Raw genomic sequence first — 24,384 nt, 5'->3', positions numbered from 1 at the left:
GCGCCATGTTGTTCGATTACAAGGCGGTCAGCGTGGAAGGTCGGATGACCTACGGACGACTCGATGCGATCAATCTGGTCGACCTCGAAATGCGCCTGAAGCGCATGAATCTTGATCTGATCACCGGTTCGCCGATCAAACATCGCGCCCTGTTTGGCGCGCAGCGCGTGCCGCGGCCGGAACTGATCAATTTTTGCTTCCACCTCGAACACCTGACCCGGGCTGGCGTGCCCATCCTTGAAGGGCTCACCGACCTGCGCGACTCGGTCGACCATCCCCGCTTCCGCGAAGTGATGGCCGGGCTGATCGAAAGCATCGAAGGCGGCCAGACTCTGTCGCAGGCGATGAACGCCCACCCGGAAATTTTCAGCCAGGTGTTCTGCAACCTGATCCGTGCCGGCGAGGCGAGCGGCCAGTTGCCGGATGTGCTGGCCAGCCTGTCCGAATCGCTGAAGTGGGAAGACGAACTGGCCTCGCACACGAAAAAGCTGCTGATGTACCCGGCCTTCGTGGCAACCATCGTGCTCTCCGCCACGTTCTTCCTGATGATCTACATGGTCCCGCAGCTCAAACTGTTCGTGAAGAACATGGGGCAGGTACTGCCGCCGCATACCAAGCTGCTGTTTTTCATCTCCGACCTGCTGGTCAACTACTGGTATGTTTTTCTCGCCTTGCCGATCATCGCCGTCGTTGCCTTGCAGGCCGTGCTGCGCAGCAACCCGCTGGCGCGCTTTCGCCTCGACGGCATCAAGCTGCGCCTGCCGGTGATCGGTCCGATCCTGAAAAAAATCATCCTCTCCCGTTTCGCCAACACCTTCGCCATGCTCTACGCCTCGGGCATTCCGGTACTCGAATCGATCCGCACGACGCAGCATGTCGTCGGCAACCGCGTCGTGCGCAAGGCGCTTGAGCGCGTCGAGCAGTCGATCCGCGAAGGTCAGAATGTGGCCGGCGCCTTCCACGATGTCGGCATGTTTCCGCCGCTCGTCGTGCGCATGCTGCGCATCGGCGAAAGCACGGGCGGACTGGACAAGGCGCTGCTCAATGTCAGCTATTTTTACAACCGCGACGTCAAGGAATCGGTCGGCAAGGCGCAGGCGCTCATCGAGCCGATGCTGACGCTTTTCATGGGCGCCCTGCTCGGCTGGATTATGCTGTCGGTCATCGGCCCCATTTACGACGTCATCAGCAAGATCAAAACGTGAGCTGCCGCCTCCTCTATCTCAACACCCATCGCCTGTCGGCCCACGCCTGGCAGCAGGGCAGCCTGCGCGCCGAGGGCGTTTTCGACAACGACGAGGACGGCCTGCTGCAATTCGCCGAATATCTCAGGGAACACAGCAGCAGCCAGTTCTCGCTACTGGCCAATGTCGCCGAGGAAGGCCATGCGCTGGAAACCATCCCCTTCCTGCAGGGCGGCGACCGGCAAACGCTGATTACCCGCAAGATCGGCCAACATTTTCTCGGCACGCCACTCGCCGCGGCTATTTCGCTCGGCTACGAAAAAAGCCAGCGCAAGAACGAAAAGCTGCTGCTCTCCGCCCTGACCAACCCGGCCCATTTCGAGCCATGGCTGCGCCGGATCAGCGATGCCGCAGTGCCGCTGGCCGGCATCTACACCGTGGCCCAACTGGGCGGCCAGTTGCTCAAAAAGCTCGGCCAGGACAGCGGCCGCTGCCTGCTGCTCACCCTGCAGGATCACTCGATCCGCGAAACCTACCTGGTTGACGGCCACGCCCATTTTTCGCGCATGGCGCCGCTCACCGACAGCAGCATCGCCGGCATCGCCAGCGCCTTTGCCGCCGAAGCTGGCAAGCTGCACCAATACCTGATCGGTCAACGCCTGATCGGGCGCGACGAAAGCCTGCCCGCTTTCATCGTCGCCCATCCGCTGACCATTCCGTCCATCGAAAAGGCCTGCCCGGAACACAGCAAGCTGAACTTCACGCTGATCGACAGCCATGTCGCGGCGCACAAGCTCAAGTTGCACACGCTGCCCGCCGACAACCGCAGCGACCTGCTCTTCCTGCACCTGCTGGCGACAGCGCCGCCCGCCCAGCAATTTGCCGGCGAAACACATCGCCACCATTTCCGCCTGGCGCAAATCCGCCATGGCCTCTTCGCGGCCGGACTGATCGCCCTGCTCGGCGGCGTCCTGTTCGCCGCCAAGGAAACCTACGTGGCCAGTGAGCTGCGCGCCGAAGCCCGGGCGCTGGCGGCCAGCGAAGCCGATTTCACCCGGCGCTACCAGGAAATCTCGGCGACCTTCCCGCAACTCGGCATGGACAACGACACGCTGCGCCGCCTGACCGGCCGCTACGGCGAGCTACTGGCCCAGCAACGCCAGCCGACACCGAGCTACCGCATGGTCAGCCGCGTTCTCGACCGCATGCCGGCCATCGTTCTCGAAGGCATCGATTGGAAATTTGGGCAAAATTTCCGGTTGACCGTGGGAGTGCCTGGCAGCGAGCCGGAAATCACCACCGTCCGCGGCTCCATCCATCTGGAGCGGGCAACGACCCGGCAAACCCTGGCCGTCTTCGATCAATTTGTCGACGCCCTGCGCACCGATCCCGCCAACACCATCAACGTACTGCAACGCCCCTTCGACATCGAATCAGGACGGGCCCTGCGCGGCGGCGACGGGCTCGATGAAGAAACCCAGCCCCGGCAGTTTGCCGTCGAAATCGTCCGGAACGTCGCGCCATGAAACTGACCAGCCGCGATCTCCCGAAACTCTGGCTCCCCCTGCTCGCCGCGCTGGCCATGATCGCCGTCGCCAGCCTGCTCGTCTGGGGCAGCCAGCTCGACGCCGGCAAGGCCGAGCACGAACGCAACGCAGCAATGACGACCAAAAACCAGATCGAACAACGTCTGCGCCAGGTCCGCACCGAAGAACAGGAAATCCGCGAGCGAACGCAACTCCTGCAGCAACTGCAAAATTCCGGCATCACCGGCGACGAAAAGCGCCTCGACTGGATGGAAATGCTCCGCGAAACGCAGCGCGAGCTACGCATCCCGGGCATGAGCTACGAGTTCGGCGCCCAGACCAGCCTGGACAAGGCAGGCGACGCCAGCTACGCCTGGTTCAGCAGCCCGCTGCGCCTGCAACTCCGCCTGCTGCATGAAGAAGACCTGATCAATTTCCTCGCCCGCATTCAGAAAAATGCCAAGGCCCTGGTTATCGTACGCGCCTGCAAGCTCTCGCCTTTGCCGCGCCAGGCCGATGGCCGCGCCGCCATGGCCCAATTCGGGGCCGAGTGCGAAATGCATTGGCTGACCATTCGTCCGGCGAGTGACAAAAAATGAGCCGGATTCGCCTCCTCGCTCTCCTGCTGATTTGCTCCGCCAACCAGCCCGGTCAGGCCGAAGAAGCACCGCTCGGCCGCCTCTTCCTCGACCCGCAGCAAAGAGCCAGGCTCGACCTCCAGCGCCAGCACAACCCCGGCTTCCAGCCCAATGCCGATAGCGAAGCCAGCCAGACCATCAACGGAGAAGTCCGCAGCAGCGCTGGCCGCAGCATCCGCTGGATCAACGGCGAAGCCAACTGGGACGGGAGCGCACCGCCGCCACGTGTGCCCGTCGGCGACACCTTCAACCCGGCCACCGGCGAGCGCGAAAGCGTGATCGGCAGCGGCCGCATCGACATAAAACGCGGCAGCACAAAATGAAACGCCGCGCCCCACCCTCCGCGCAGAGGGGCGTTGCACTCCTCGCCCTGCTCGTCATGCTCCTGCTGGCCGGAGGCTATGCCTTCTATCGCAGCAGCAATCTCGGCGACACCCAGAACCAGGATCGCGATACCGTCATGCAACGCCTGGTGCGCGCCAAGGAAGCGGTCATCGCCCACGCCGTAAACGACACCACGCGACCGGGCAGGCTGCTTTGCCCCGACCAGATCGGCGATGGTATGTCCCCGCTGTTCGTCCTCAATGAATGCGCCAGCTACGGCGGCCTGCTCCCGTGGAAAACGCTCGATCTACCAGACAATACCGACCCTCAGGGCGGAAACTTTCGCTACCACCTTTCCCCTGCCTTCGGTGGCCAAAACCCGGCCGCCGTTCTCAACAGCGAAACAGCAACCACGCTTCGTCTTGATGTTCCGGCCGGCAGCAACAGCAACGACATCGCCGCCGTCATCATCGCCACCCGCGGCGTACCGGATGCCCGCAATGCCGACGGCAACGACTATTTCTACAACCATGACCGCACAAACGAACTCAGCACCTCCGAAGACAACGATATCGTCATCGCCATCACCCGCCAGGAATTGATGGCCGCCGTCGAGCAGCGCATTGCCAACGAACTCCGCACCTGCCTCGAGCAGCATTCCCGAAGCACGAACACCTACCCGTGGCCTGCCCCGTTTTCCCGTATTGCCGAACAAGTGCTGACCAATACTGCAAATGCGACAACGCGCATTACCAATGCCCCCGGTTTCATCGGATCACTATTCGGCATGCTCCCGGACACCCAGCCCGGCAATCCGGAGCAGGCACTGCAAGGCTCGACCCTTAGTTTGCGCGCACTGCAAACAACCCTCGCGCAGGCACAGATACCGACAACCAGTACTTTGTCGGCACTGCAGGCCGAAGCGGCCAACGCCCTGGCACTTTACGACCGCATTTTCCTGGCCGCCGTCGCCCTGTACGATTCTGCCTTCCGTGCTGGACAAAGCCTGGTTCAACTGGAAGGCATTTTCGATACAGCCACCGCCAGCAAGGAGAGCTACAGCGCGCTGTCGCAAACCATTCCTTCCGCCATCACGGCCAACCAGGCCACACTCGACGCATTCCGGACGGCGCTCGCCGACAGCGGCTTCGACTTATTCGTCGGCAAGTTGAGTCTGTTGAACCAGAACATCGAGAGCAAACTTTCTCAGCTTCCCGCTCAGCCGACCAGCGCGCAGGTCCGAACGGTTCTGGATGCGGTTACCCCATTGAGAAATGGTCTGCTGGAGAATAGCCAGTCATCTGATCTCGCCATCGATAATGCAATCTCTGGCACTTATGCGCTGGCCACATCGGCAGTCAGCAGCCTGAATACAGCCCGCAAGCAACTTTCCAGCGAAGCCGTCGCCCAAGCCAGAGCGGACACAGTAGCCTTGCTGACCGCCAGCCAGTCCATCGAACCTATCGTGCTAGCCAGTCGCGCAGTAGCAACACCTGGCAGCACAGCAGACAATGTCGCACTCGAATCGATCATCGCTACGATGAATTTGCTCGCCACGGCACAGAATACAGCGCCTGCCAAGGTGACTGCGGCGCGGGAACTGGCCAAAACGATCAATATTCTGCAGGCTTGGATTTCGATTGCCATCGAACTGACGCCCGACCTCGCCGGCAAGGCGCGCAAGGGAATCGTCGGCGGACAGGTCGCTCTGGAAAACCGCGACAGTTCAGCCTATACAGCGGCCAGCCAATTGCTGAACAGCCTCGCTGGCAGTGGTGGCGCCATCGCGGTATTGAGTAATGCAACTTCCAGTAGCGAGGAGATTGCAGCCGCCATCGACAACCTGCGTTACCGCCTGAACGCCTTGATCGCTGCGGCCGATGCCCTCGACGACAGCTTGCGGACAGGTTTCGCCCAGGCCGCCATCCCGACCCGCTGGTCCAGCGCCGAATGCGCCTTTCTGACACCTACCAGCAGCCAAGGCAACTGGTGGACGCAAGGCAACTGGAAATCCCTGTTTTTCTACCAGATCAGCGCACAAGTGCGGCCACCAAGCGGCACGCTGACCGTCAATGGTGCCGGCAACTACCGTGCAGTTGTCATCGGCGCTGGTCGCTCTTTATCCTCGCAACTTCGTCCAAGCTCCGATGTCCGGAATTATCTGGAGAAAGGCAATGGCGATCTGTCACGCAATGGCGACGCCTTGGCGCCAACGCCCCATTTCGTTGTTGAGACCGTTAGCCCCTCGTTTAATGACCGCCTTGCCTACTGAGCCAGCCACCTTCCGTCGCTCCATGACCTCCTTGGCGCGCCACGGCGGTTTTTCCCTAGTCGAACTGACCATCGTCCTGGTCATCGTCGCCCTGCTGGCCGGCGGTCTCATGTTCGGACTGTCGGGCCAGCGCGAGCAAATCCAGAACAAGGAAGCCCGGCAGCAGCTGGAAACCGTTCGTGAAGCGCTGATCGGCTACGCCATGACGAACGGACGCCTCCCTTGTCCGGCCCCCGCCAACCTGCCCAATACCGATCCTGCAGCAGGAAGGACACGCACCCCGCCGTGTGCAGACGACTTGCGTTTTGGTGTCGTCCCCTGGGTGACGCTGGGTTTATCCGAGACCGACCCGTGGGGAAATCGCTTTACCTATTTTGTCAGCGCCAAATTTACAGCGGCCCTGGCGGCCGATGCCCAGGCCAGCTTCACCCTCTCAACGGGAAGCGCAACCGCAGTGCCAGCCGACAATGCGGGCACTGCCAACGTCATGGATAACGGGCTGGTCATTGCGTCTGATGTCCCTGTCGTCATCGTCAGCCACGGTAGCCGAGGCGTCGGCGCCTTTCAGCCAAGCGGCGCCCAGTTACCCGGCGCAATTGGCGACGAAGCAGAAAATGCCGATGCCGATCTGACCTTCATCGCCCACACGCCCACCGATAATTTCGACGATCTCGTCACCTGGGTCATCCCCACTGTGCTCAAATCACGCATGGTCGCTGTCGGCAAACTCCCCTAGATATCGGTCAAGCAAACTGTTCGGCATATTGACCGGGGGCAAGCCGACTGCCAAACTGAATGACTTGGACATTCTGCCTCCAGCAAAGCATCCCGTGAACCGCCAACCATTTCTTGTTGCCCTGCGTACCGGTGGCGTTCTTCCTGAAGACGATGCCGAGACACGTCTGAAGAAATCACTGCTGGTGTTCGCCACGGGCCTGGTTTGCACCGGCTCAATGCTCTGGCTCTTCCTGTATGGCCAGATGGGGCCGCAGTTTTCGGCCAATGCGCCCTTCGTTTTCCAGTTGTTGCTGGTTGGTAACCTGCTTTACTACTTTCGCAGTGGCAATTTCGATCTATTCCGCTATTCGCAACTGGCCCTCTTCCTGTTCGCGCCGTTTGCCGTGCAGTGGAGCATCGGCAACTTCATCACAGCCAGCGGCACCAGCCTGTGGGGATTGCTCGCCCCCATCGGCGCAGTTCTGTTCTTTGGGGTTCGCGAATCGCTGGCGTGGTTCATTGCCTACATTTTCCTGACTGCGCTTTCCGGATTTTTCGACTATTTCCTGGCCGATAGTCTGGCCAGTAGCGCCCCGAAAATCTCGATCCGGACCAGCGTCTTTTTCTTCGCGCTCAATTTCGCTGCCATTTCGAGCATCGTCTACCTGTTGCTACGCTACGCGGTTCAGGAAAAAGCCAAGACGCAAGCCAGCCTGGAAGAAACCCACCGCCTGTTACAGGACGAACAGGAGCGTTCCGAGCGCCTGCTGCTCAACATCCTGCCCGGCCCGATTGCCGAACGTCTGAAGCACGACAGCCAGGCCATCGCCGATGGCTTTGCCGACGTTACGATCATGTTCGTCGATATCGTCAATTTCACGCGGATTGCCGAAGGGCTGACGCCACAGCAGGTCTTTTCCATGCTCAACCGGATATTTTCGTCTTTCGACGAATTGGCCGAGCAATATGGGATGGAGAAAATCAAGACCATTGGCGACGCCTACATGGTCGCCGGCGGACTGAACAACGAGCAGACCAACTACACGCGGTCGATCGCCGAACTGGCCATCGCCATGCGCGACCTGCTGCATCGCGACTTTACGGTCAACGACATGCACCTCGACGTTCGCATCGGCATTGGCACCGGCCCCGTCGTTGCCGGCGTTGTTGGCAAAAAGAAATTCATTTATGACTTGTGGGGCGACACCGTCAATCTCGCCAGCCGGATCACCAGTGAAGGCACCCCCGGCATGATCCAAGTCGATGCGACCACCCACCTGCGGCTGGCACAGCACTTTTCATTCGATGAACCACAGACGCTACACCTCAAAGGCAAAGGCAATACGCTCGTTTATCGATTGAATGACTTGCGGGAAACGCAGGCTACCGGCGAACCGACAGCGTAAACGCGACACGTCCCGGCCGATTTTCAGCCAGAACCAGCGAATAACCGACCCCGTCAGCCTGCCGTGCAGCGTGATACAAACCGATTCCGAGACCATCTTCGGAGTTGACCGGCTCCTTGAGCAAGGCGCCGGCCAGCGTGAGGCTGATGGCCTGACCATCATCAGAGACTGTCAGGCTGCCATCGGCAAAAAGTACGCCGATACCCAGGCCCGGTTGGCGCAAGCGTTTGGCCAGCGCATTCTGTAACAGGTTCTCGGCCACGCTATCGAACAAGGGCCCAGGCAAGAAATGGCCGGCGCTGGCTTCGCCCAGCCAATCGACCTGCACGTGGGCATTGCGCTCCTTGAACTGGCGCCACCAGACGCCGGCCTCTACATGTTCCAGACTTTCAATTTGGGGCGATTGCAGTTTGTCCAGCGTCACTTTCAGGCGGTCGGCGATTTGCGGCAACTGCCGGCCCAGCAAGGCTGCCACCTCGGCTGGATCACCCGGCTGATTCGCGGCATAGCAGAGCGTTTGCAAGGACTGGAGCAGATTCTTGACATCGTGCGTTACCCGCGCCCCGGTTTCGTAAATGGCCTGAACATAGCCCATACGCTGCAGCTGGTGAGTCTGGAGTTTGACCAGGTAAAACTCGACAGCCAGTCGCAGCAGCCACTCGACATGCCAGCGCATGGCCGGCGAAGGTGAATGATGAAAATGGACAGACAGCGCAAGTTCGTTCACCTGGTAAGTATGTGCGTAGATGGTCTGTTCACCGGATTGCCCCGCTCGCTCTCCCATACGCCACGAGACGCCGACAACCCAGGGAATGCCACGCAAACGCTGCATGACCGCATCGAGAAACAGTGCCGGATCGGCGTGCCGCTCGCTCTCCTCCGAAAGCTGCATCAGCCACTGCTCGAGAGGCATGCCCAGCGACAACATATAACGTGAAATCGCCGAGCCGATGCCGGAAAATCCGCCGCGCGGATTCCACGCCCAGGCCACCACGAGCAAGGCGCCAGCAACCGCCAGCGAGGTCTTGAACAAGGCCTCGACATAGCCACCTCCACCGACCAGCATGTAGGCCAGTGTACCGAGCACGAAAACAGCAAGGACGAGGAAAACCATGACCCCATAGAACAGGTCGAAGGCTTCACCGGACTTTCGCTCAGGCGCCCGCGCCGGAAAAAACAGCAGAAATGGCAGAACCAGCGGCATGAAGCGGGCAAGCAGCCCGCGCAACAGCGGGTCGATGGCGACAGCCGGAGAGATTTCCGGAACCACGCCCAGAACGGTAATGCCCACCAGATAGCCAAAAGCCAGGAGATAACCCGAACGCTCGCTATGCCTTTCGGTCCCCAGCACCCGCCCGCCGATAGCCGCGGCCAGCGCCCCGCACCAGATCAATAGCAGCCATGGCCCAAGCAGTAGCGTCGACACCAGAACCGCGCCGAGCAACACCCCCCCTTGCCGCAACTCGATCCGGCGCTCGCCTGCGACAAAGGGTTGCCAGATCAGGAAAAGCCCGAGCGCAACCACCCATAGCAGGCGAACGGCAGGAATTTTCCAGCCACCAAATGCCAGCGTGTGCAGCATCAACAAATGGGAAGCCAACAGAAAATGCGGCCAGCCAGCCAGCCGGCTGGCAATTTTGCCAACTATTGCGGTGTTCATATTTCAGACAACCTGTCCATATTTCGACACTTACCACTCACTCTTCGCCAACTATTGCCAAATCTACGCCTAAATGCATAGGCACGGAATTTGCGGAGGAATACTCAAAACTCAACCGGAGCATGCCATGAAACACCATCAAAAGGGCTTCACCCTTGTCGAAATCGCCATTGTCCTGGTCATTATCGGCCTATTGCTGGGGGGCGTTCTGAAGGGGCAGGAGCTGATCAACAGCGCCAAAGTCAAAAACATGGTGAATGATTTCAGAACCACTTCTGCCCTGGTTTACGGCTACCAGGATCGCTTCAAGAGCTTTCCTGGAGACCAGACCCAGTTGCAACTGACCGATGCCTTTGGTGCTGCAGCTAATGCAACGGCATGCGCCCCGGCCAATACTGCAGGCCAGTGTGTCAGCAATAATGGCCGCATCGACGGCAACTGGAACGCCGGCGCCGTCACCGACGAGACTTTTGTCTTCTGGCAGCATGTCCGCCTGGCCAATCTGGCGACAGGAGCCATCAACACCGGCGACCAAAACTACCGCCCTCGCAACGCTGATGGCGGCTTTATTGGCATTGAAAGCGGCATCAGCGGCGCCGGCGTAGCAGCCCCCTTCATCGCCGGTATGCGCGGTGCTGTTTTTGTCTGTTCAGATGGCATTCTTGGCCGGTATGTCCGGCAAATCGACACGACGATGGATGACGGCAATACGGCAGGAGGGTCAGTTCAGGCGGTTCCAATGGGTTCCGCGCGCGGCACGGCAGCAACATTGACGGCGGACATTGTCGAGGGCCAGCAATACACCGTCTGCGCCAGCCTGTAAAAATCTGCTCCGTTCAGAATCAAGCCCGCCCCGGCGGGCTTTTTCATTTCTGCAGCAGGCGTTCCTCTGCGGCAGTCACCGCCTCCGGCAGACCGAGGACGACGACAACATCGCCCTCTTCCAGCCGCGTTTCCGGGGCTGGCTCCATGGCCCGGATGCCGCGCCGGCGGACAGCGCTGACTTCGCAACCCAGATCGTCAAGATTGAGATTGTCCAAGGTCTGCCCAATGCCAGCTGCACCGGAAACCAGCAGCACGGAATGGAGTTGCGGGTGATGTTCATCATCATCATCGTAATCGCGGTCTGATATGCCGCGATAAAAGCCGCGCAACAGGCTGTAACGCCGGGAGCGTGTCTGACGAATGCGCTTGAGCACGCGATTGATCGGCACGCCGACCAGCACCAGGGCGTGCGAGGCAAGCATCAGGCTGGCTTCCAGTGCCTCCGGAACGACTTCGGCGGCGCCGGCCTTGGTCAGGCGATCCATATCGCGCTCATCGAAGGTACGGACAACCACCGGCAAGTCAGGACGCGACTCCTGTACGTGATGCAGGACTTTCTCGGCCAACGGGGTGTCACTGACAGTGACGATCACCACGCTGGCCCGCATCAGGCCGGCAGCCAGCAAGGCTTCTTTTCTACCGACATCGCCATAAACAACGTTTTCGCCACCTGCGGCGGCTTCCCGGACGCGGTCCGGATCAAGGTCTAGGGCGACATAGGTGATGTTTTCCTGACTCAAAAAGCGGGCAAGGTACTGCCCGCTCCGACCGAAACCGCAGAGAATCACGTGTTTTTCGGCGCCCATCGACTGAGCGGCGATCTTGGTCAATTGCATCGAACGCACCATCCATTCGCTGGCGACGAAGCGCACCACAATCCGCTCGCTGTACTGGACGATGAATGGCGCAATGAGCATCGACAGTACGAGCACGGTCAACGCCACCTGCTGGATCTCCCTGGGCATGTTGATGATTTCGCCGAGCAGCACGAAGCCGAATTCGCCACCGGCGCACAGCCACAAGCCGGAACGGATGGCATTGCCCGGCGACGAGCCCAGGCGCCACGAAAGCAGACCGACGACCAGCGACTTGACCAGCAGCAAGGCGAGCAACGCCAGCAAGACCTGCCACCACAAGCCAACCAGGATATGCAAATCGAGCTTGACGCCGATGGTCACGAAGAACAGCCCCATCAGTACATCGCGGAAGGGTTTGATGTCTTCTTCCACCTGCATTTTGTATTCGGTTTCCGAAATCAGCATGCCGGCGACAAATGCACCGAGCGCCAGCGACAGCCCGGCCAGCTCGGTCAGGGTGGCCAGGCTCAGCGTGATCAGCAGCACGTTGAGGACAAACACTTCGGAAGACTTGGCGCGCGCGACGAAATGGAACCATTTGCGCATCAGTTTCTGCCCGAAAACAAGGATAACGGCAAGCACGACGACGGCCTTGAGCAGCGCGATGCCGAGCAACATCGCCAGTTTTTCCGGCGGCTGGGTCAGCGACGGAATGATGACCAGCAGAGGGACCACGGCCAGATCCTGGAAGAGCAGGACACCCATGATTTCCCGCCCGTGCGCCGAATCGAGTTGCTGGCGCTCGACCAACAGTTTGGTCAGGACAGCCGTCGACGACATGGCGAAAACACCGCCGAGGGCGATGCCCAGCTGCCAACTGACGCCGAAAAGCATGATCAGCCCGGCAACCAGGGTCATGCTCAGGAGAACCTGCAGCATACCCAGACCAAATACGATGCGTTTCATCGCATACAGTTTGGGCAACGAGAATTCGAGGCCTATCGAGAACATCAGGAAAACGACGCCGAATTCGGCGAGGTGCTCGGCCCGATAAACGTCGTTCATCAGGTTCAGGGCATGCGGACCAATGACGCTGCCGACGAACAGGTAGCCGAGGACCGGCGGCAGATTGAACCGCCGAAAGATGACCACGGCCAGAACCGAGGCGCCGAGCAGAAGAAGGACGAGGGAGAGTGCGCTCAAGGTCGTTGCGTGAAGTCGGGTATACTTCGGCCATCATAACCTCAGCAAGCCCATGAACCCAAGCCAATCTACCGCCCGCTTCTCGCCGGAACGCGCTCTGGAACTGGGTCGCCAGACCCTGAGCATCGAGGCTGCGGCGGTCGACGCTCTAAAAAGCCGAATAAACGGCGACTTTGCCCGAGCCGTTGAATTGATCCTGAACAGCCACGGCCGCCTGATCGTCAGCGGCATGGGCAAATCCGGCCACATCGCCCGCAAGATCGCCGCCACCATGGCCAGCACCGGCACCCCGGCCTATTTTGTCCATCCGGCCGAGGCCAGCCACGGCGATCTCGGCATGATCACCCGCGACGATGTCCTGCTTGCCCTCTCCAACTCCGGCGAGTCGGGCGAACTGCTCAGCATCCTGCCGGCCCTCAAGCGGCAGGGCGCCAAGATCATTTCGATGACCGGCGTGCCGACGTCAACGCTGGCCCGCGAGGCCGACATCCACCTCGATGCCGGCGTTGCTCAGGAAGCCTGCCCGCACAATCTCGCGCCAACCGCCAGCACGACGGCGGCCCTGGCCCTCGGCGATGCACTGGCCGTTGCGCTGCTCGACGCCCGCGGCTTCGGGCCGGACGACTTCGCCCGCTCGCATCCCGGCGGTTCGCTCGGACGCCGTCTGCTCACCCACGTTCGCGACGTCATGCGGGCCGATGACCGGGTACCGGCCGTGGCGCCCAACACCCCGATCACCGACGCCATCATCGCCATGTCGCGTGGCGGCCTGGGGCTGGTGGCGATTACTGATCCCGCCAACGTCGTGCTCGGCATCTTCACCGACGGCGACCTGCGCCGCGCCTTCGAAAAACGCATCGACCTGCAGCAAGGCGACATCGCCTCGGTCATGTACGCCGCGCCGCGCACCATCGGCCCCGACCGCCTCGCCGTCGAGGCCGTCGAAATGATGGAGCGCCTGCGCATCAATGCGCTGCTCGTCGTCGATGCCGACAATCACCTGATCGGTGCATTGAACATGCACGATCTCTTCACCGCCAAGGTCATCTGATGGACACCAACGCCCGCGCCGCCAACATCAAGCTCGTCGCCTTCGACATCGACGGCGTGATGACCGATGGCGGCCTGCATTACACCGACGATGGTCACGAGCTGAAGACCTTCAACGTCCAGGACGGCCTCGGCGTTGTACTGCTGCGCCGCGCCGGCATCAAGGTGGCCATCATCACGGGGCGCACTTCGAACGTCGTCAATTGCCGCGCCAAGGATCTTGGCGTCGAACACGTATTCCACGGGGTGGGCGACAAGGGTGCCGTTTCCGGCCAGCTACTCGAACAACTGGGGCTGCAATGGTCAGAACTCGCCTTCATGGGTGACGACCTGATCGACCTGCCAGCCATGACCCGCTGCGGGCTGGCCATCGCGCCGGCCAACGCCCGCCCCGTCGTCAAGGAGCGCGCCCACATGGTGACCGGCGCGAGCGGCGGCAAGGGTGCCGTGCGCGAAGCCATTGAATTCATTCTCGCCGCCCAGGGCAAGCTCGATGCGGCCTTCGCGCCCTACCTCGGCACGAAATGAAACACTGGCCCAGCCAACTCTTTCCGGTCGTCGTTCTGCTGGTCCTGGCCGGGCTCAGTTTTTGGCTGCAAAGTACCGTTGACCGTGGCGAAACGCATAACGACGGCAAATTCCGGCACGATCCGGATGCGACGGCCGAGAACTTCACCGTGCGTCGTTTCGGCCAGGATGGCCAGATAAAATATCGCCTCACCGCGCCGTATCTTGTGCACTACCCCGACGACGACACATCCGAACTGAAGTCGCCGACGCTGATCAGCTATCGCCCGGAAGGTGCCACTGTCACCGTCACCGGCGATCACGCCAAAGTCACAGCCAAGGGCGAAACCATCTTTCTCTGGGACAATGTCAGCGTGGTCCGGGCAGCCACGCCGGACCGCCAGGAAATGGTTGCCCGCATGCCCGACCTGACCGCCCAGCCCGACGCCGGGATCGCCTTCACCGGCAGTCCGGTGGAAATCACCCAGGGGCAATCCTGGGTCAAGGGTACCGGCATTCATATCGACAACAACAATTCGACCCTCGTCCTGCAATCGCAGGTCCGGGGACAGCTCATTCGACCCAGGGCCGCGCCATGACCATTCGACTCGCCACGCTCACCCTCTGCCTGCTGATCAACCTGCCGGCCTTCGCCGAGCGGGCTGACCGTGACAAGCCGATGCTGCTCGAGGCCAACCGCGTCTCGATCGACGACGCCAAGAAAATCCAGATCCTCGAAGGCGATGTCCTGATCACCAAGGGCACGATGACCCTGAAAGCCGACCGCGTGGTGATCAAGGAAGACCAGTACGGCTTCCAGAAGGGAACGGCCTTCGGCGGCAAAAACGGGCTTGCCCGTTTCCGCCAGAAGCGCGACGGCAAGGAGGAATACGTTGATGGCGAGGGCGAGCGCATCGAGTACAACACCAACAGCGAAGTCGTCGAACTGTTCCACCGCGCCTGGGTCAAGAGCGGCGAGGATCAGGTTCGCGGCGACTACATCTGGTACGACGCAGTCAGCGAAAAATATCTGGTCACGGCCGGCGAAACCCGCGATCCGAAGGCGCCGCCGGGTCGCGTTCGCGTCGTCATCCAGCCCAAGGGCAAGGACAGCAGCGAAACGAAGCCGGCTGGCCGCGGTGAACGACTGGAGCTCAAGGGTTCCGGCAATCTGGGGTCGCAAAACGCACATTAGCAGTGCGCCGCGGCGTTCAACCCACTGCAAACGCCGCTGCTTACCGCCCCGACAACGGACGCCAAGCCCATGATTTTCATGGGCTTATTTATTTTTGTGCAGTGCACAAAAATAGTATTGACAATACGACAATGATCCCTATAATAAAGGTCATGGTGCAGTGCAACATCGTTTCATGGGGTAGCGCTGCTACGGTTTAGGACTGTTCTGCATAACCTTTTAATTCTGGAGATAACCCATGGCTTTCAACTTCACCACCCCTGAGCAATTTGCTTCCGCCAACAAGGCAACCGTTGATTCGCTGCTGTCGCTGGCCAACACCGCTCTGGCCTCTGCCGAGCGCATCGCTGCCCTGAACCTGAACACCGCCCGTTCGTTGGTTGAAGATTCCGTTTCCGGCGCCAAGGCCCTGATGGGTGCCAAGGACGTCCAGGAAGCCCTGTCGATCCAGGCTTCGCTGGCCCAGCCGAATGTCGAGAAGGCTGTTGCCTACTCGCGTTCCGTGTATGAAATCTCGGCCCAGACCCAGGAAGAACTTTCCAAGATGGTCGAAGGCCAGTTCGGCGACTTCCAGAAGACCGTTGCCGGCCTGCTCGACAAGGCTGCCAAGTCGGCCCCGGCTGGTTCTGACGTTGCCGTTGCTGCCGTCAAGTCGGCCATCGCTGCCGCTACCTCCGCTTTCGACAACATGAACAAGGCTGCCAAGCAGGTTGCCGAGATCACCGAAGCCAACGTCGCTGCCGCCACCAACGCCACTGTCAAGGCTGTCGGCGCTGCCTCTTCCAAGACCAAGAAGTAATCTGCCTGTCACCCCTGCTTCGGCGGGGGTTTTCGTTTCGTCCGCAGCACACAACCAAACTGGAGATGACAATGAGCAACCCGAATTTCGAACAACTGACCGCCGCCCAAAAAGCCAACGCCGAAGTCATGACGACCCTGCTGCGCACCGCCTTTGACGGTGTCGAGCGTCTGACCGCCCTGAACATGGCCGCTTCCCGCGAGTTCTTCAACAACACCATGGCCGGTACCCAGCAGCTGCTGAGCGCCAAGGATGCCAACGCTGTCGCCAAGCTGAACACCGAACTGGCCCAGCCGAACGCCGCCAAGTGGATGGACTACTCGCGTAGCGTCTACGAACTGGTCGCCGAAATGCAGAAGGAAGTCACTTCGGTCATGGAATCCCAGTACGGCAGCTTCACCAAGAACATCAACAGCGCCGTCGAAAAGGCCAAGACCTCCGCACCGGTCGGTGGTGACGTGTTCGCCGCCACCATGCAGTCGATGCTGAATGCCTCGACCAAGGCTTTCGACAATATGACCGGTATGGCCAAGCAACTGTCCGACATCGCCGAAGCCAACATGGCTGCCGCCGGCAAGGCTGCCGCACCGGCCAAGACCAGCGCCACTGCTGCTGCTCGCAAGTCCGCTGCCAAGTAATTCCAGCGCCCAGCGCTGACGAAAAAGCCCGCGAATTTCGCGGGCTTTTTTACGTCTGTCAGTTTTGAGATTTCAATTTTGGCCGTTTTTTCCAGTTGACCGTGGCAACCGGAAAAACCGATCAGGGTCGCCAAACCCACGTAATTCCGCGGCTTTCGACTTCGACGCGGATTTCTTCCATCGCCTTGTCGACCAGTTCGGGTTCGCCTTCGACGCCGAGTTCCAGATGCTTGCGCTCCTTGCCAACCAGTGAAGGCAGCGAGAACAGGCGCAGCATCGGGTAATCCTTGACGATGCGCTCCATGAGGTCGAGCAGGGCGCTTTCGTAAGCCGTTGGGCCGGTCAGCAGGAAGGCCTTTTCGATCGTGCCGTCGATGGCCTTGAACTGATCCCGATGGAAAGTATCGAGCGCCCATTCGATCATCGGATGCGCCATCTGCGGGAAGCCGGGCACGAAATAGTGGTCGTTGGCCATGAAGCCGGGAATGCGGTTGAAGGGGTTGGGAATGATCTGGACGCCGGCCGGGAAGGTGACCAGTTGCTTGCGCTGGTCGGTGATTTCTTCGCCGGCGAAACGGACTTTCAACTCCTCGAAGCCCTCGGGATGCAGTTCCAGCCCGACGCCGAGCGCCGCCGCTACCGCTTGCCGCGTGTGGTCGTCGGGCGTATTGCCGATGCCGCCGCAGGAAAAAACCACGTCGCCGGCAGCCATCGTGCGCTTGAAGGTGGCGGCGAGACGTTCCCAGTCGTCACCGAGGTATTCGACCCAGCTCAGGCGCAAGCCGCGCGCACCGAGCAGTTCGGCGATTTTGGCGAAATGCTTGTCCTGCCGTTTTCCCGACAGGATTTCGTCGCCAATGATGACGGCGCCAAAGGTGCGGTTCATACACGTTCTCCTTCGATGGTGACAATCGCCCCGCCGCGCGAGCGGCGCAGGGCTTCCAGCCCGTAATGAACAAATGACAGCGCGGCCAGCGCCGGCACCAGCAGGCCGACGAGCGGAATGTGGGCAAGCAGCGCCATGGTCAGGCCGAGCATGAAGAGCGGCGTTTTCTGGCCGCTGCGGACTGCCTGCCACTCACTTGTCGTGGCGTGCATCGACAGCGCATCATAGGCAAACGTCCGGCGATTCAGCCAGCCCATGAGCAGCAGCGGAATGAGCAGAGAGAAGCCGGGAATCAGCCAGAGCGGAATGGTAATCAGCCAGGCGGCGATGAAGATGACCGAAGCCAGCACGCTGTTGACCGCTGCTGCGACAAAACTGTCCTTACCCATCGCCGCGACATCGCGGTATTCTGTCTCGGAAAGGTGCTTAAGCATCAGCGGCATGATGACGATGGCCGCCAGCAGCGAGGCCGTCAGGTAGGCGACGGCGAAGATCGCCATCCAGCCGCCGAGGTAAGCCAGGATATGCGCCACCCAGACCAGGCCCCAGCCGACGAGCAGGGTCATCGGCGGGTAGTCCATCATCTGCTGCACCATCCATCCCAGCCCCCAGACGGCGAGGGCAATGGTCAGCAACAGCGAGAACAGCGCCGGGGTCAGGACATAGAGCCAGACCTTGCCGTTTTTGAGGTTGGCGAAGGTTCGTGCCAAGGCCAGCATGACTTCATTCATTCTCGTCACCCATTCTTGATTCCTTCCCATTGTTTTTGCAGGCGCTTGGAGGAAACCGGCACCGGCGTCCGCAACTCCTGCGCGTAGAGGCCGACGCGTAATTCCTCGAGCAACCAGCGGAACTGTTCGACCTGCGGATCGAGCGTGCCGAGCTTGGCGAGTTGGATGGCGCGGCGTTCGTAGTTGGTCCATAGCGGCGTGTATTCGACCATCAGTTGCGCATCGCGCCCCGGGTTGGCCTTGAGCTTGTCGAGACGCACCACGATGGCCTTGAAGTAGCGCGGATAGTGCTGCAGGCGATCGAAGGGCGTGTCGACCAGAAAATTCTTGCCCATCAGCCGCTTCAGTTGCGCCTCGATGTCGGCGACCGCTGCAGCTTGCGCCTTGAAGGCCGGCAGCTTCTTGATGACGGCCTGCCATTCGGTCAGCACGGTGCCGACCAGCCGGCAGACCTCCTGCATGATCAGCCCGAGCCGCGCCTTGCTGTCGCCGCAACGGCTCTTGAAGGCATTCGGCGTCGTCGGCAGCGGCTCGGTCAGGCAGGCGCGCTCGAAAGTCAGGGCGACGATCTGGTTCTTGAGGTCGTCGGCGCTGCCCAGCGCCATGTATTGCATGGCCATCTGGCTCAGGCCGGGGATGTTCTTGTCGAAATACTTCACCTGATCGCGGAACTGCAGCATGAACAGGCGGAGCAGGCCGGCGCGATGGGCGGCGGCAGCTTCCTCGGCGGAGTCGAAAACCTTGAGGCTGACGCTCTCGCCATCGTCGGTCAGGCCCGGGTAGCCGAGCACAGTCTGGCCGGCGACCGGGACTTCCATAAGCTCCGGCAACTCGCCGAAAGTCCAGTCGGTCAGGTTGGTGAATTCGGACGGCGTTTCGTGCAACTCGGCGAACTCGTCCTTGGCCTGCTTGCCCCACTCGGCGCGCAAGGCAACGAGGCTGCGGTTCATATCGAGTTGGCGGCCGTGTTCGTCGATGAGTTTGTAGTTCATCGAGAAGTGGGCGGGCAACGCGTCGGGCCGGAAGGAGTCGGGTGTCACGGCCCAGCCGCGGGCATTTAGGCCGCGCGCTTCGAGGATGTGGTCGATCAGCGGCGTGATCAGGCCCTGATTCATCTTCTTTTCGTTGCCGGCTACGGTAGCCATGAATTCTTCAACGAATTCCGGCACCGGCACCACTTTCGCCCGGATTTTCTGCGGCAAGGTCTTGATCAGCTGCACCAGCTTTTCCTTGAGCAGCCCGGGCACCAGCCACTCCATGCGGAGCACGGGAATCTGGTTGAGTTGCGCCAGCGGCAAGGTCAGCGTCACGCCATCGCGCGGCGAACCCGGCTCGAAGTGGTAAGTCAGCGTGTAATCGACGCCACCGACTTTGAGGTGATGCGGGAAAGCCTCGGTCGTCACGCCGGCCGCCGAGTGGCGCATGAGGTCGTCTTTCGACAGGTAAAGCAGCTTCGGCGTCTCGCGTTCGGCTTCCTTACGCCAGTGGTCGAAGGTGGCGCCGTTGTGGATGCCTTCGGGGATGATCGAGTCGTAAAACGCAAAAATCAGTTCGTCATCGACCAGCACGTCCTGCCGGCGCTGCTTGTGTTCGAGGTGCTCGATCTCGCGGATCAGCTTCTGGTTGTGCTGGAAGAAGGGCCAGCGTTTGGCGAACGCCTCGTCGATCTCCTCGCTGACCAGCCCCTGGCGGATGAAGATTTCACGGGACTCGGCCGGCGCCATCGGGCCGTAATGGATGCGCCGTTTCGGGTTGATGACCACGCCGTAAAGCGTCGTGCGCTCCCAGCCCGACACCTGCATCGACTTCTTTTCCCAGTGGGCGTCGAAGTACTGGCGCTTGATTAGGTGAGCGCCCACTTTCTCCAGCCAGTCCGGTTCGATGCGGGCGACGCAGCGGCCGAACAGCCGCGTCGTCTCGGTGATCTCGGCAGCCATGATCCACTTGCCTGCCTTCTTTTGCAGTGGCGACGAGGGGTGAATCAGGTAGCGGATGCCACGCGCGCCGAGGTAGAAACCGGACTCGTCGGCCTTGCAGCCGAGATTCCCCAACAGGCCGGCCAGCAGCGCCTGATGGATGGCATCGTAGGTGCCGGGCAGTTCGCTTTCCTTCCAGCCCAGTTCCGTCACCATCGCATGCAACTGGCCGTGCACCTCGCGCCACTCGCGCAGGCGCAAATAAGAAAGGAAATGGGCGTGGCAGGTATCGATCAACTGCTTGTTTGATTTCTTGTGTTCGACGGCGTTCTGGAACCAGTTCCACAGTTTCCACCAGCCCATGAATTCCGACTTTTCGTCGGCAAACAACTTGTGCTTTTCGTCCGCCGCCTGCTGTCTATCCTGCGGCCGTTCGCGCGGGTCTTGCGCCGACAGGCCGGCGGCGATGACCATGACTTCCTTGAGGCAGCCGAGATCGCGCGCCGCGACGAGCATGCGGCCGATGCGCGGGTCGAGCGGCAGCTTGGCCAGCGACGCGCCGATTGGCGTCAGCACATTGTCGTCATCGAGCGCACCGAGTTCCTGCAGCAGCGCGTAGCCGTCGGCGATGGCCTTGGCCGGCGGCGGCTCGATGAACGGGAAGCTCTCGACATCGGTCAGGCGCAGCGACTTCATGCGCAGGATGACGCCGGCCAGGCTGGAACGGAGGATTTCCGGATCGGTGAAGGGTGGCCGGGCATTGAAATCCGGCTCGTCGTACAAACGGATGCAGACACCCGCCGCCACCCGGCCGCAACGCCCGGCCCGCTGGCGCGCCGCGGCCTGCGAGACCTTTTCGATCTGCAACTGCTCGACCTTGTTGCGGTAGGAGTAACGCTTGACCCGCGCCAGCCCGGTGTCGATGACGTAGCGGATGCCCGGGACGGTCAGCGAGGTTTCGGCCACATTGGTGGCCAGCACGATGCGCCGCTGGCCGCCGGAAGGCTTGAAGATACGGTCCTGATCACCTGCCGACAGGCGCGAGAAAAGCGGCAGGATTTCCGGGGCGTGGGCGCTCGACAAACCGGGGCGAGCCAGCGCATGTTTTCTCAATGCCTCCGCCGCCTCGCGGATTTCCCGTTCGCCGGGCAGGAAGACGAGGATGTCGCCGCTACCCAGCCGCGCCACTTCGTCGGCGGCATCGACGATGGCGTCGTAGAGATCGCGCTCGTCGTCTTTCGTTTCGAGATCTTCGACCGGGCGGTAACGCACTTCGACCGGGTAGAGCCGGCCGGAGACTTCGATAATGGGCGCTTTTTTCCCGTTGACCGTGAAATGCGTCGAAAAACGGTCGGCATCGATGGTCGCCGAGGTGATGATGACCTTGAGATCCGGCCGCTTGGCCAGCAACTGCTTGAGATAGCCGAGCAGGAAATCGATATTGAGGCTGCGCTCGTGGGCCTCATCGATGATGATCGCCTCGTAGGCGTTCAGGTAGGGATCGGACTGCGACTCGGCGAGCAGGATGCCATCGGTCATGAGCTTGACCCAACTCTCCGGGGACGACCGATCCTGGAAGCGGATTTTGACACCGACACCGGCGCCAACCTGCGTCTTCAACTCCTGCGCCAACCGCGTCGCCACCGAACGTGCCGCCAGCCGGCGCGGCTGCGTGTGGCCGATCAGGCCGCGGGCGCCAAGGCCGAGATCGAGACAGATTTTCGGCAACTGCGTCGTCTTGCCCGAGCCCGTTTCGCCGCAGACGATGACGACCTGATTTTTAACAATCAAGTCGGCAATGTCGGCCCGCCGTTCATTGACCGGCAGGTCGCTCTGGAACTCCGGCTTCGGTAGCCGGGCCCGGCGTTCAGCCACGGCCGCGCGCGAACGTTCAAGCAAGGCTGCCAGATCGGCTTGCAGTTTTTCGCGTTTATTTCCGGTTGACCGTAGCAATTCGCGCTGCATGCCGCGCAGGCGCTTCAGATCGCTGCTCAGACAAAGGTTTTCGGCGAGTTCGGCAGCGCGGGCGGGTTTCTCTTGTTTCATTCATCGGAACAGCAAAGCGGGGCACTGATTTTACCGCGCCAATTCGATGTGCCACTGCCGGTCGTCCGGATTGCCACGGTCAACCGGAAATTTTGCCTAAATTTGAAATGTCCCGAACCGGGCGTTGCCGCGCCCCAAAAAGCAAAACGCCGCCTCGCAAGGCGGCGTCTGGCATAACAAAGGGGCGATTACTTCTTGACGCCCATCCATTGAGCATTCTTGCCGTCGCTGGTCTTTTCGCAGGTAACCTTGACGCCGGAAATCGTCGTCATGGTGCCCACGGCTTCAAACTTGCCGGAATCACCGTTGTAGCACTGCGGGGCAGGCTTCGGGGCCGGGGCCGGTGCCGGGGCGGCAGCGGCAGCCGGCGCGGGCGCTGCGGCGGGCGGGGTAGACTGGGTGGCGCAAGCGGTCAGGGTAAGGGCGACGGCAGCAGCAATAAGCAGGGAACGCATGAAAATCTCCTGAAGGTGGTTAGGCGGTAACGGGGCCATTGTCTTACGCCAATGTTTCAGTTTCGTTTCACTTCCAGCGACGCCGCCCTGCCCCCACCCGGTTTATACTTTCCGCATATCCTCTTTCGACAACATCATGGCCATCATCCGCTGCAACAAATGCACCCTGCTCGCCGAGCAGCCGGACAATCTCGCCGGGCAGAGCATTGCCTGCCCCAAATGCGGCGAACTCGGCGGAGCCCGACATCGATCTGGCCAATACCGACTTCCTCGCCACTAAAATGCAGCACGGACCAATCTACTTTCGTCAACGAACGAGGTCTGGCCGGGCATCTCGGCCGACTTTTCTAAACCATCCGACAGCCAGTTCGCCGACGTTGGATGCACAAACCGGAACTGTTTGCCAAAGAAACAACCTAAGTCCAGTACCCGATTCGAAGATTCGGGCTACTGTCGGAACAATTTGGCCGCAGCTCCGGGCTGCAATGTTTTCCTGAAAGGAAACAAAGTCATGCCAACGAATGGTGAAGAAGCGGTCAACAAAATCCGCCGGGATCACGAGCACATGCTGCATCTGATCGATCGCATCCGGTCGGAATGCACCGAGCGCGGCAAAATCGACAATTGCAACGACTGTAGCGCCAGCCGCAAAGGCGTCTGCCACGGCAACATCGAACAAATGATCCGTTCCTTCGTCGAGACCACGCTCAAACACAACCTGATCGAACTGATGTTCATGGAAGACCAGGTGCCGTCGGCGCATCGCCTTGCCCACAATCAGGCGCACATGGACATTGCCCAGCAACTGAAGGCGATTCGTGTCATTTTTTCAGAAGATGGCAATTGCGTACTGGCGATTGAAGGCATCGACCATATCCACCAGACCCTGCTCGAGCACTTCAAGGACTACGACCAGCAACTCGAGGCTTATCTCATCGAGCCCGCCCTGGCGCCCCTGCGCTAGGCCTGCGACAACACCGGCGATGTATCACGGAGAGCGCTTCAACGCCTGGACCCACCTGTTTGGTGCACTGCTAGCCCTGACCGGGGCGATCTGGCTGATTGTCGCCGCCGCGCTCAGCGGCGATACCCTGAAGACCGCCAGCGTCGTCGTTTATGGCGTCACGCTGGTCATGCTCTACAGCATCTCGACGATCTACCACAGCGTGCGCGGGCCGTTCAAACGCATCCTGCGCAAGCTCGACCATCTGTCGATCTACCTGCTCATCGCCGGCAGCTATACGCCGTTCTGCCTGATCAGCCTGCGCGGCCCGTGGGGCTGGTGGCTGTTCGGCATCGTGTGGACGCTGGCCGTCGTCGGCATGCTGCAGGAAATCAAGCCGCGCTCCGAAGCGCGCGTCATGTCGCTGGTCATTTACGCCGTCATGGGCTGGATCGTGCTGGTCGCCATCGAGCCGCTGCTGGCCAGCCTTGGGCTGGCCGGCTTCCTCTGGCTGGCGGCCGGTGGCGTGTTTTACACCGTCGGCATCATCTTCTTTGCCTTCGACGAGCGCTTTCGGCACTGGCACGGCATCTGGCACCTCTTCGTGATCGCCGGCAGCCTCATGCACTTCATCGCGATACTGTTTTACGTGGTCTGAGTCTGCCA

The 24,384-nt window shown here is 60.9% G+C and carries 23 protein-coding genes; 16 read left to right on the top strand and 7 right to left on the bottom strand.

Annotation, left to right across the window (positions count from 1 at the left end):
• Positions 1-5: 5 nt before the first annotated feature.
• The 7 genes from KI610_RS03455 to KI610_RS03425 all read left to right on the top strand — a co-directional run bounded on the left by KI610_RS03455 (position 6) and on the right by KI610_RS03425 (position 8,067).
• A complete protein-coding gene (locus tag KI610_RS03455) occupies positions 6-1,205 on the top strand; it encodes a type II secretion system F family protein (protein WP_226497299.1) in 1,200 nt (399 codons plus the stop codon).
• Positions 1,202-2,710: a hypothetical protein gene (locus KI610_RS03450; protein ID WP_226497298.1), complete on the top strand. Its 1,509-nt coding sequence runs from the start codon at positions 1,202-1,204 to the stop codon at positions 2,708-2,710. Before KI610_RS03455 ends, KI610_RS03450 begins: the two co-directional genes overlap by 4 nt.
• Complete coding sequence (locus KI610_RS03445; RefSeq protein ID WP_226497297.1) at positions 2,707-3,309, top strand: hypothetical protein; 603 nt, start codon at positions 2,707-2,709, stop codon at positions 3,307-3,309. The genes KI610_RS03450 and KI610_RS03445 overlap by 4 nt, the downstream gene beginning before the upstream one ends.
• Entirely contained in the window at positions 3,306-3,671 is a 366-nt protein-coding gene (locus KI610_RS03440) for a hypothetical protein (RefSeq protein WP_226497296.1), read from the top strand. The genes KI610_RS03445 and KI610_RS03440 overlap by 4 nt, the downstream gene beginning before the upstream one ends.
• On the top strand, positions 3,668-5,944 hold the full coding sequence (locus KI610_RS03435) for a hypothetical protein (protein WP_226497295.1): 2,277 nt from the start codon (positions 3,668-3,670) through the stop codon (positions 5,942-5,944). Before KI610_RS03440 ends, KI610_RS03435 begins: the two co-directional genes overlap by 4 nt.
• Before the next feature lie 22 nt (positions 5,945-5,966).
• A complete protein-coding gene (locus tag KI610_RS03430; RefSeq protein ID WP_226497294.1) occupies positions 5,967-6,680 on the top strand; it encodes a type II secretion system protein in 714 nt (237 codons plus the stop codon).
• A 94-nt stretch (positions 6,681-6,774) separates the two neighbouring features.
• Complete coding sequence (locus tag KI610_RS03425; RefSeq protein WP_226497293.1) at positions 6,775-8,067, top strand: adenylate/guanylate cyclase domain-containing protein; 1,293 nt, start codon at positions 6,775-6,777, stop codon at positions 8,065-8,067.
• Here KI610_RS03425 and KI610_RS03420 read toward each other — a convergent pair.
• A complete protein-coding gene (locus tag KI610_RS03420; RefSeq protein ID WP_226497292.1) occupies positions 8,045-9,727 on the bottom strand; it encodes an ATP-binding protein in 1,683 nt (560 codons plus the stop codon). The genes KI610_RS03425 and KI610_RS03420 overlap by 23 nt on opposite strands.
• A 127-nt stretch (positions 9,728-9,854) precedes the next feature.
• Here KI610_RS03420 and KI610_RS03415 point away from each other — a divergent pair, with 127 nt between their 5' ends.
• Positions 9,855-10,550 (top strand): prepilin-type N-terminal cleavage/methylation domain-containing protein, encoded by a 696-nt coding sequence (locus KI610_RS03415; protein ID WP_226497291.1) that lies wholly within the window; start codon positions 9,855-9,857, stop codon positions 10,548-10,550.
• A 43-nt stretch (positions 10,551-10,593) separates the two neighbouring features.
• Here KI610_RS03415 and KI610_RS03410 read toward each other — a convergent pair whose 3' ends face one another.
• Positions 10,594-12,552: a monovalent cation:proton antiporter family protein gene (locus KI610_RS03410; RefSeq protein ID WP_226497290.1), complete on the bottom strand. Its 1,959-nt coding sequence runs from the start codon at positions 12,550-12,552 to the stop codon at positions 10,594-10,596.
• 52 nt (positions 12,553-12,604) lie between these two features.
• On the opposite strand from KI610_RS03410, the gene KI610_RS03405 reads away from it, so the two are divergent.
• The 6 genes from KI610_RS03405 to KI610_RS03380 all read left to right on the top strand — a co-directional run bounded on the left by KI610_RS03405 (position 12,605) and on the right by KI610_RS03380 (position 16,741).
• Positions 12,605-13,603 carry a KpsF/GutQ family sugar-phosphate isomerase gene (locus tag KI610_RS03405; protein ID WP_226497289.1) on the top strand — a complete coding sequence of 333 codons (999 nt, stop codon included), beginning with the start codon at positions 12,605-12,607 and terminating at the stop codon, positions 13,601-13,603.
• Entirely contained in the window at positions 13,603-14,130 is a 528-nt protein-coding gene (locus tag KI610_RS03400; protein WP_226497288.1) for a KdsC family phosphatase, read from the top strand. The genes KI610_RS03405 and KI610_RS03400 overlap by 1 nt, the downstream gene beginning before the upstream one ends.
• Positions 14,127-14,708 (top strand): LPS export ABC transporter periplasmic protein LptC, encoded by a 582-nt coding sequence (gene lptC, locus KI610_RS03395; RefSeq protein WP_226497287.1) that lies wholly within the window; start codon positions 14,127-14,129, stop codon positions 14,706-14,708. Before KI610_RS03400 ends, lptC begins: the two co-directional genes overlap by 4 nt.
• Complete coding sequence (gene lptA / locus KI610_RS03390; RefSeq protein WP_226497286.1) at positions 14,705-15,304, top strand: lipopolysaccharide transport periplasmic protein LptA; 600 nt, start codon at positions 14,705-14,707, stop codon at positions 15,302-15,304. The genes lptC and lptA overlap by 4 nt, the downstream gene beginning before the upstream one ends.
• A 238-nt stretch (positions 15,305-15,542) precedes the next feature.
• Positions 15,543-16,103: a phasin family protein gene (locus KI610_RS03385; RefSeq protein WP_226497285.1), complete on the top strand. Its 561-nt coding sequence runs from the start codon at positions 15,543-15,545 to the stop codon at positions 16,101-16,103.
• 71 nt (positions 16,104-16,174) lie between these two features.
• Positions 16,175-16,741 carry a phasin family protein gene (locus KI610_RS03380; protein ID WP_226497284.1) on the top strand — a complete coding sequence of 189 codons (567 nt, stop codon included), beginning with the start codon at positions 16,175-16,177 and terminating at the stop codon, positions 16,739-16,741.
• A gap of 121 nt (positions 16,742-16,862) precedes the next feature.
• On the opposite strand, the gene KI610_RS03375 is transcribed toward KI610_RS03380, so the two are convergent.
• The 5 genes from KI610_RS03375 to KI610_RS03355 form a co-directional block, all read right to left on the bottom strand.
• Positions 16,863-17,627, bottom strand: coding sequence for a competence/damage-inducible protein A (locus tag KI610_RS03375; protein WP_226497283.1), 765 nt, complete (start codon positions 17,625-17,627; stop codon positions 16,863-16,865).
• The gene (locus KI610_RS03370) at positions 17,624-18,358 is read right to left on the bottom strand and encodes an EI24 domain-containing protein (protein WP_226497282.1); all 735 of its coding nucleotides are present in this window, start codon (positions 18,356-18,358) and stop codon (positions 17,624-17,626) included. Before KI610_RS03370 ends, KI610_RS03375 begins: the two co-directional genes overlap by 4 nt.
• A 5-nt stretch (positions 18,359-18,363) precedes the next feature.
• Positions 18,364-22,320, bottom strand: a complete 3,957-nt coding sequence (gene hrpA, locus KI610_RS03365; RefSeq protein WP_226497281.1) for an ATP-dependent RNA helicase HrpA — start codon at positions 22,318-22,320, stop codon at positions 18,364-18,366.
• A 188-nt stretch (positions 22,321-22,508) separates the two neighbouring features.
• Positions 22,509-22,775 (bottom strand): hypothetical protein, encoded by a 267-nt coding sequence (locus KI610_RS03360; protein WP_226497280.1) that lies wholly within the window; start codon positions 22,773-22,775, stop codon positions 22,509-22,511.
• Positions 22,776-22,842: 67 nt separating this feature from the next.
• Complete coding sequence (locus KI610_RS03355; protein WP_226497279.1) at positions 22,843-23,022, bottom strand: hypothetical protein; 180 nt, start codon at positions 23,020-23,022, stop codon at positions 22,843-22,845.
• Positions 23,023-23,286: 264 nt separating this feature from the next.
• Between KI610_RS03355 and KI610_RS03350 the strand changes: the two genes are divergently transcribed.
• Both KI610_RS03350 and trhA read left to right on the top strand, forming a co-directional pair.
• On the top strand, positions 23,287-23,739 hold the full coding sequence (locus tag KI610_RS03350; RefSeq protein ID WP_226497278.1) for a hypothetical protein: 453 nt from the start codon (positions 23,287-23,289) through the stop codon (positions 23,737-23,739).
• A gap of 19 nt (positions 23,740-23,758) precedes the next feature.
• Positions 23,759-24,376, top strand: coding sequence for a PAQR family membrane homeostasis protein TrhA (trhA, locus tag KI610_RS03345; protein WP_226497277.1), 618 nt, complete (start codon positions 23,759-23,761; stop codon positions 24,374-24,376).
• Positions 24,377-24,384: the final 8 nt, after the last annotated feature.

Origin of the sequence: Ferribacterium limneticum, assembly GCF_020510565.1 — a bacterium.
Classification (GTDB): domain Bacteria; phylum Pseudomonadota; class Gammaproteobacteria; order Burkholderiales; family Rhodocyclaceae; genus Azonexus; species Azonexus limneticus_B.
The sequence above is the reverse complement of the archived record's forward strand: the minus strand, read 5'-3'. Positions and strand labels throughout refer to the sequence as shown.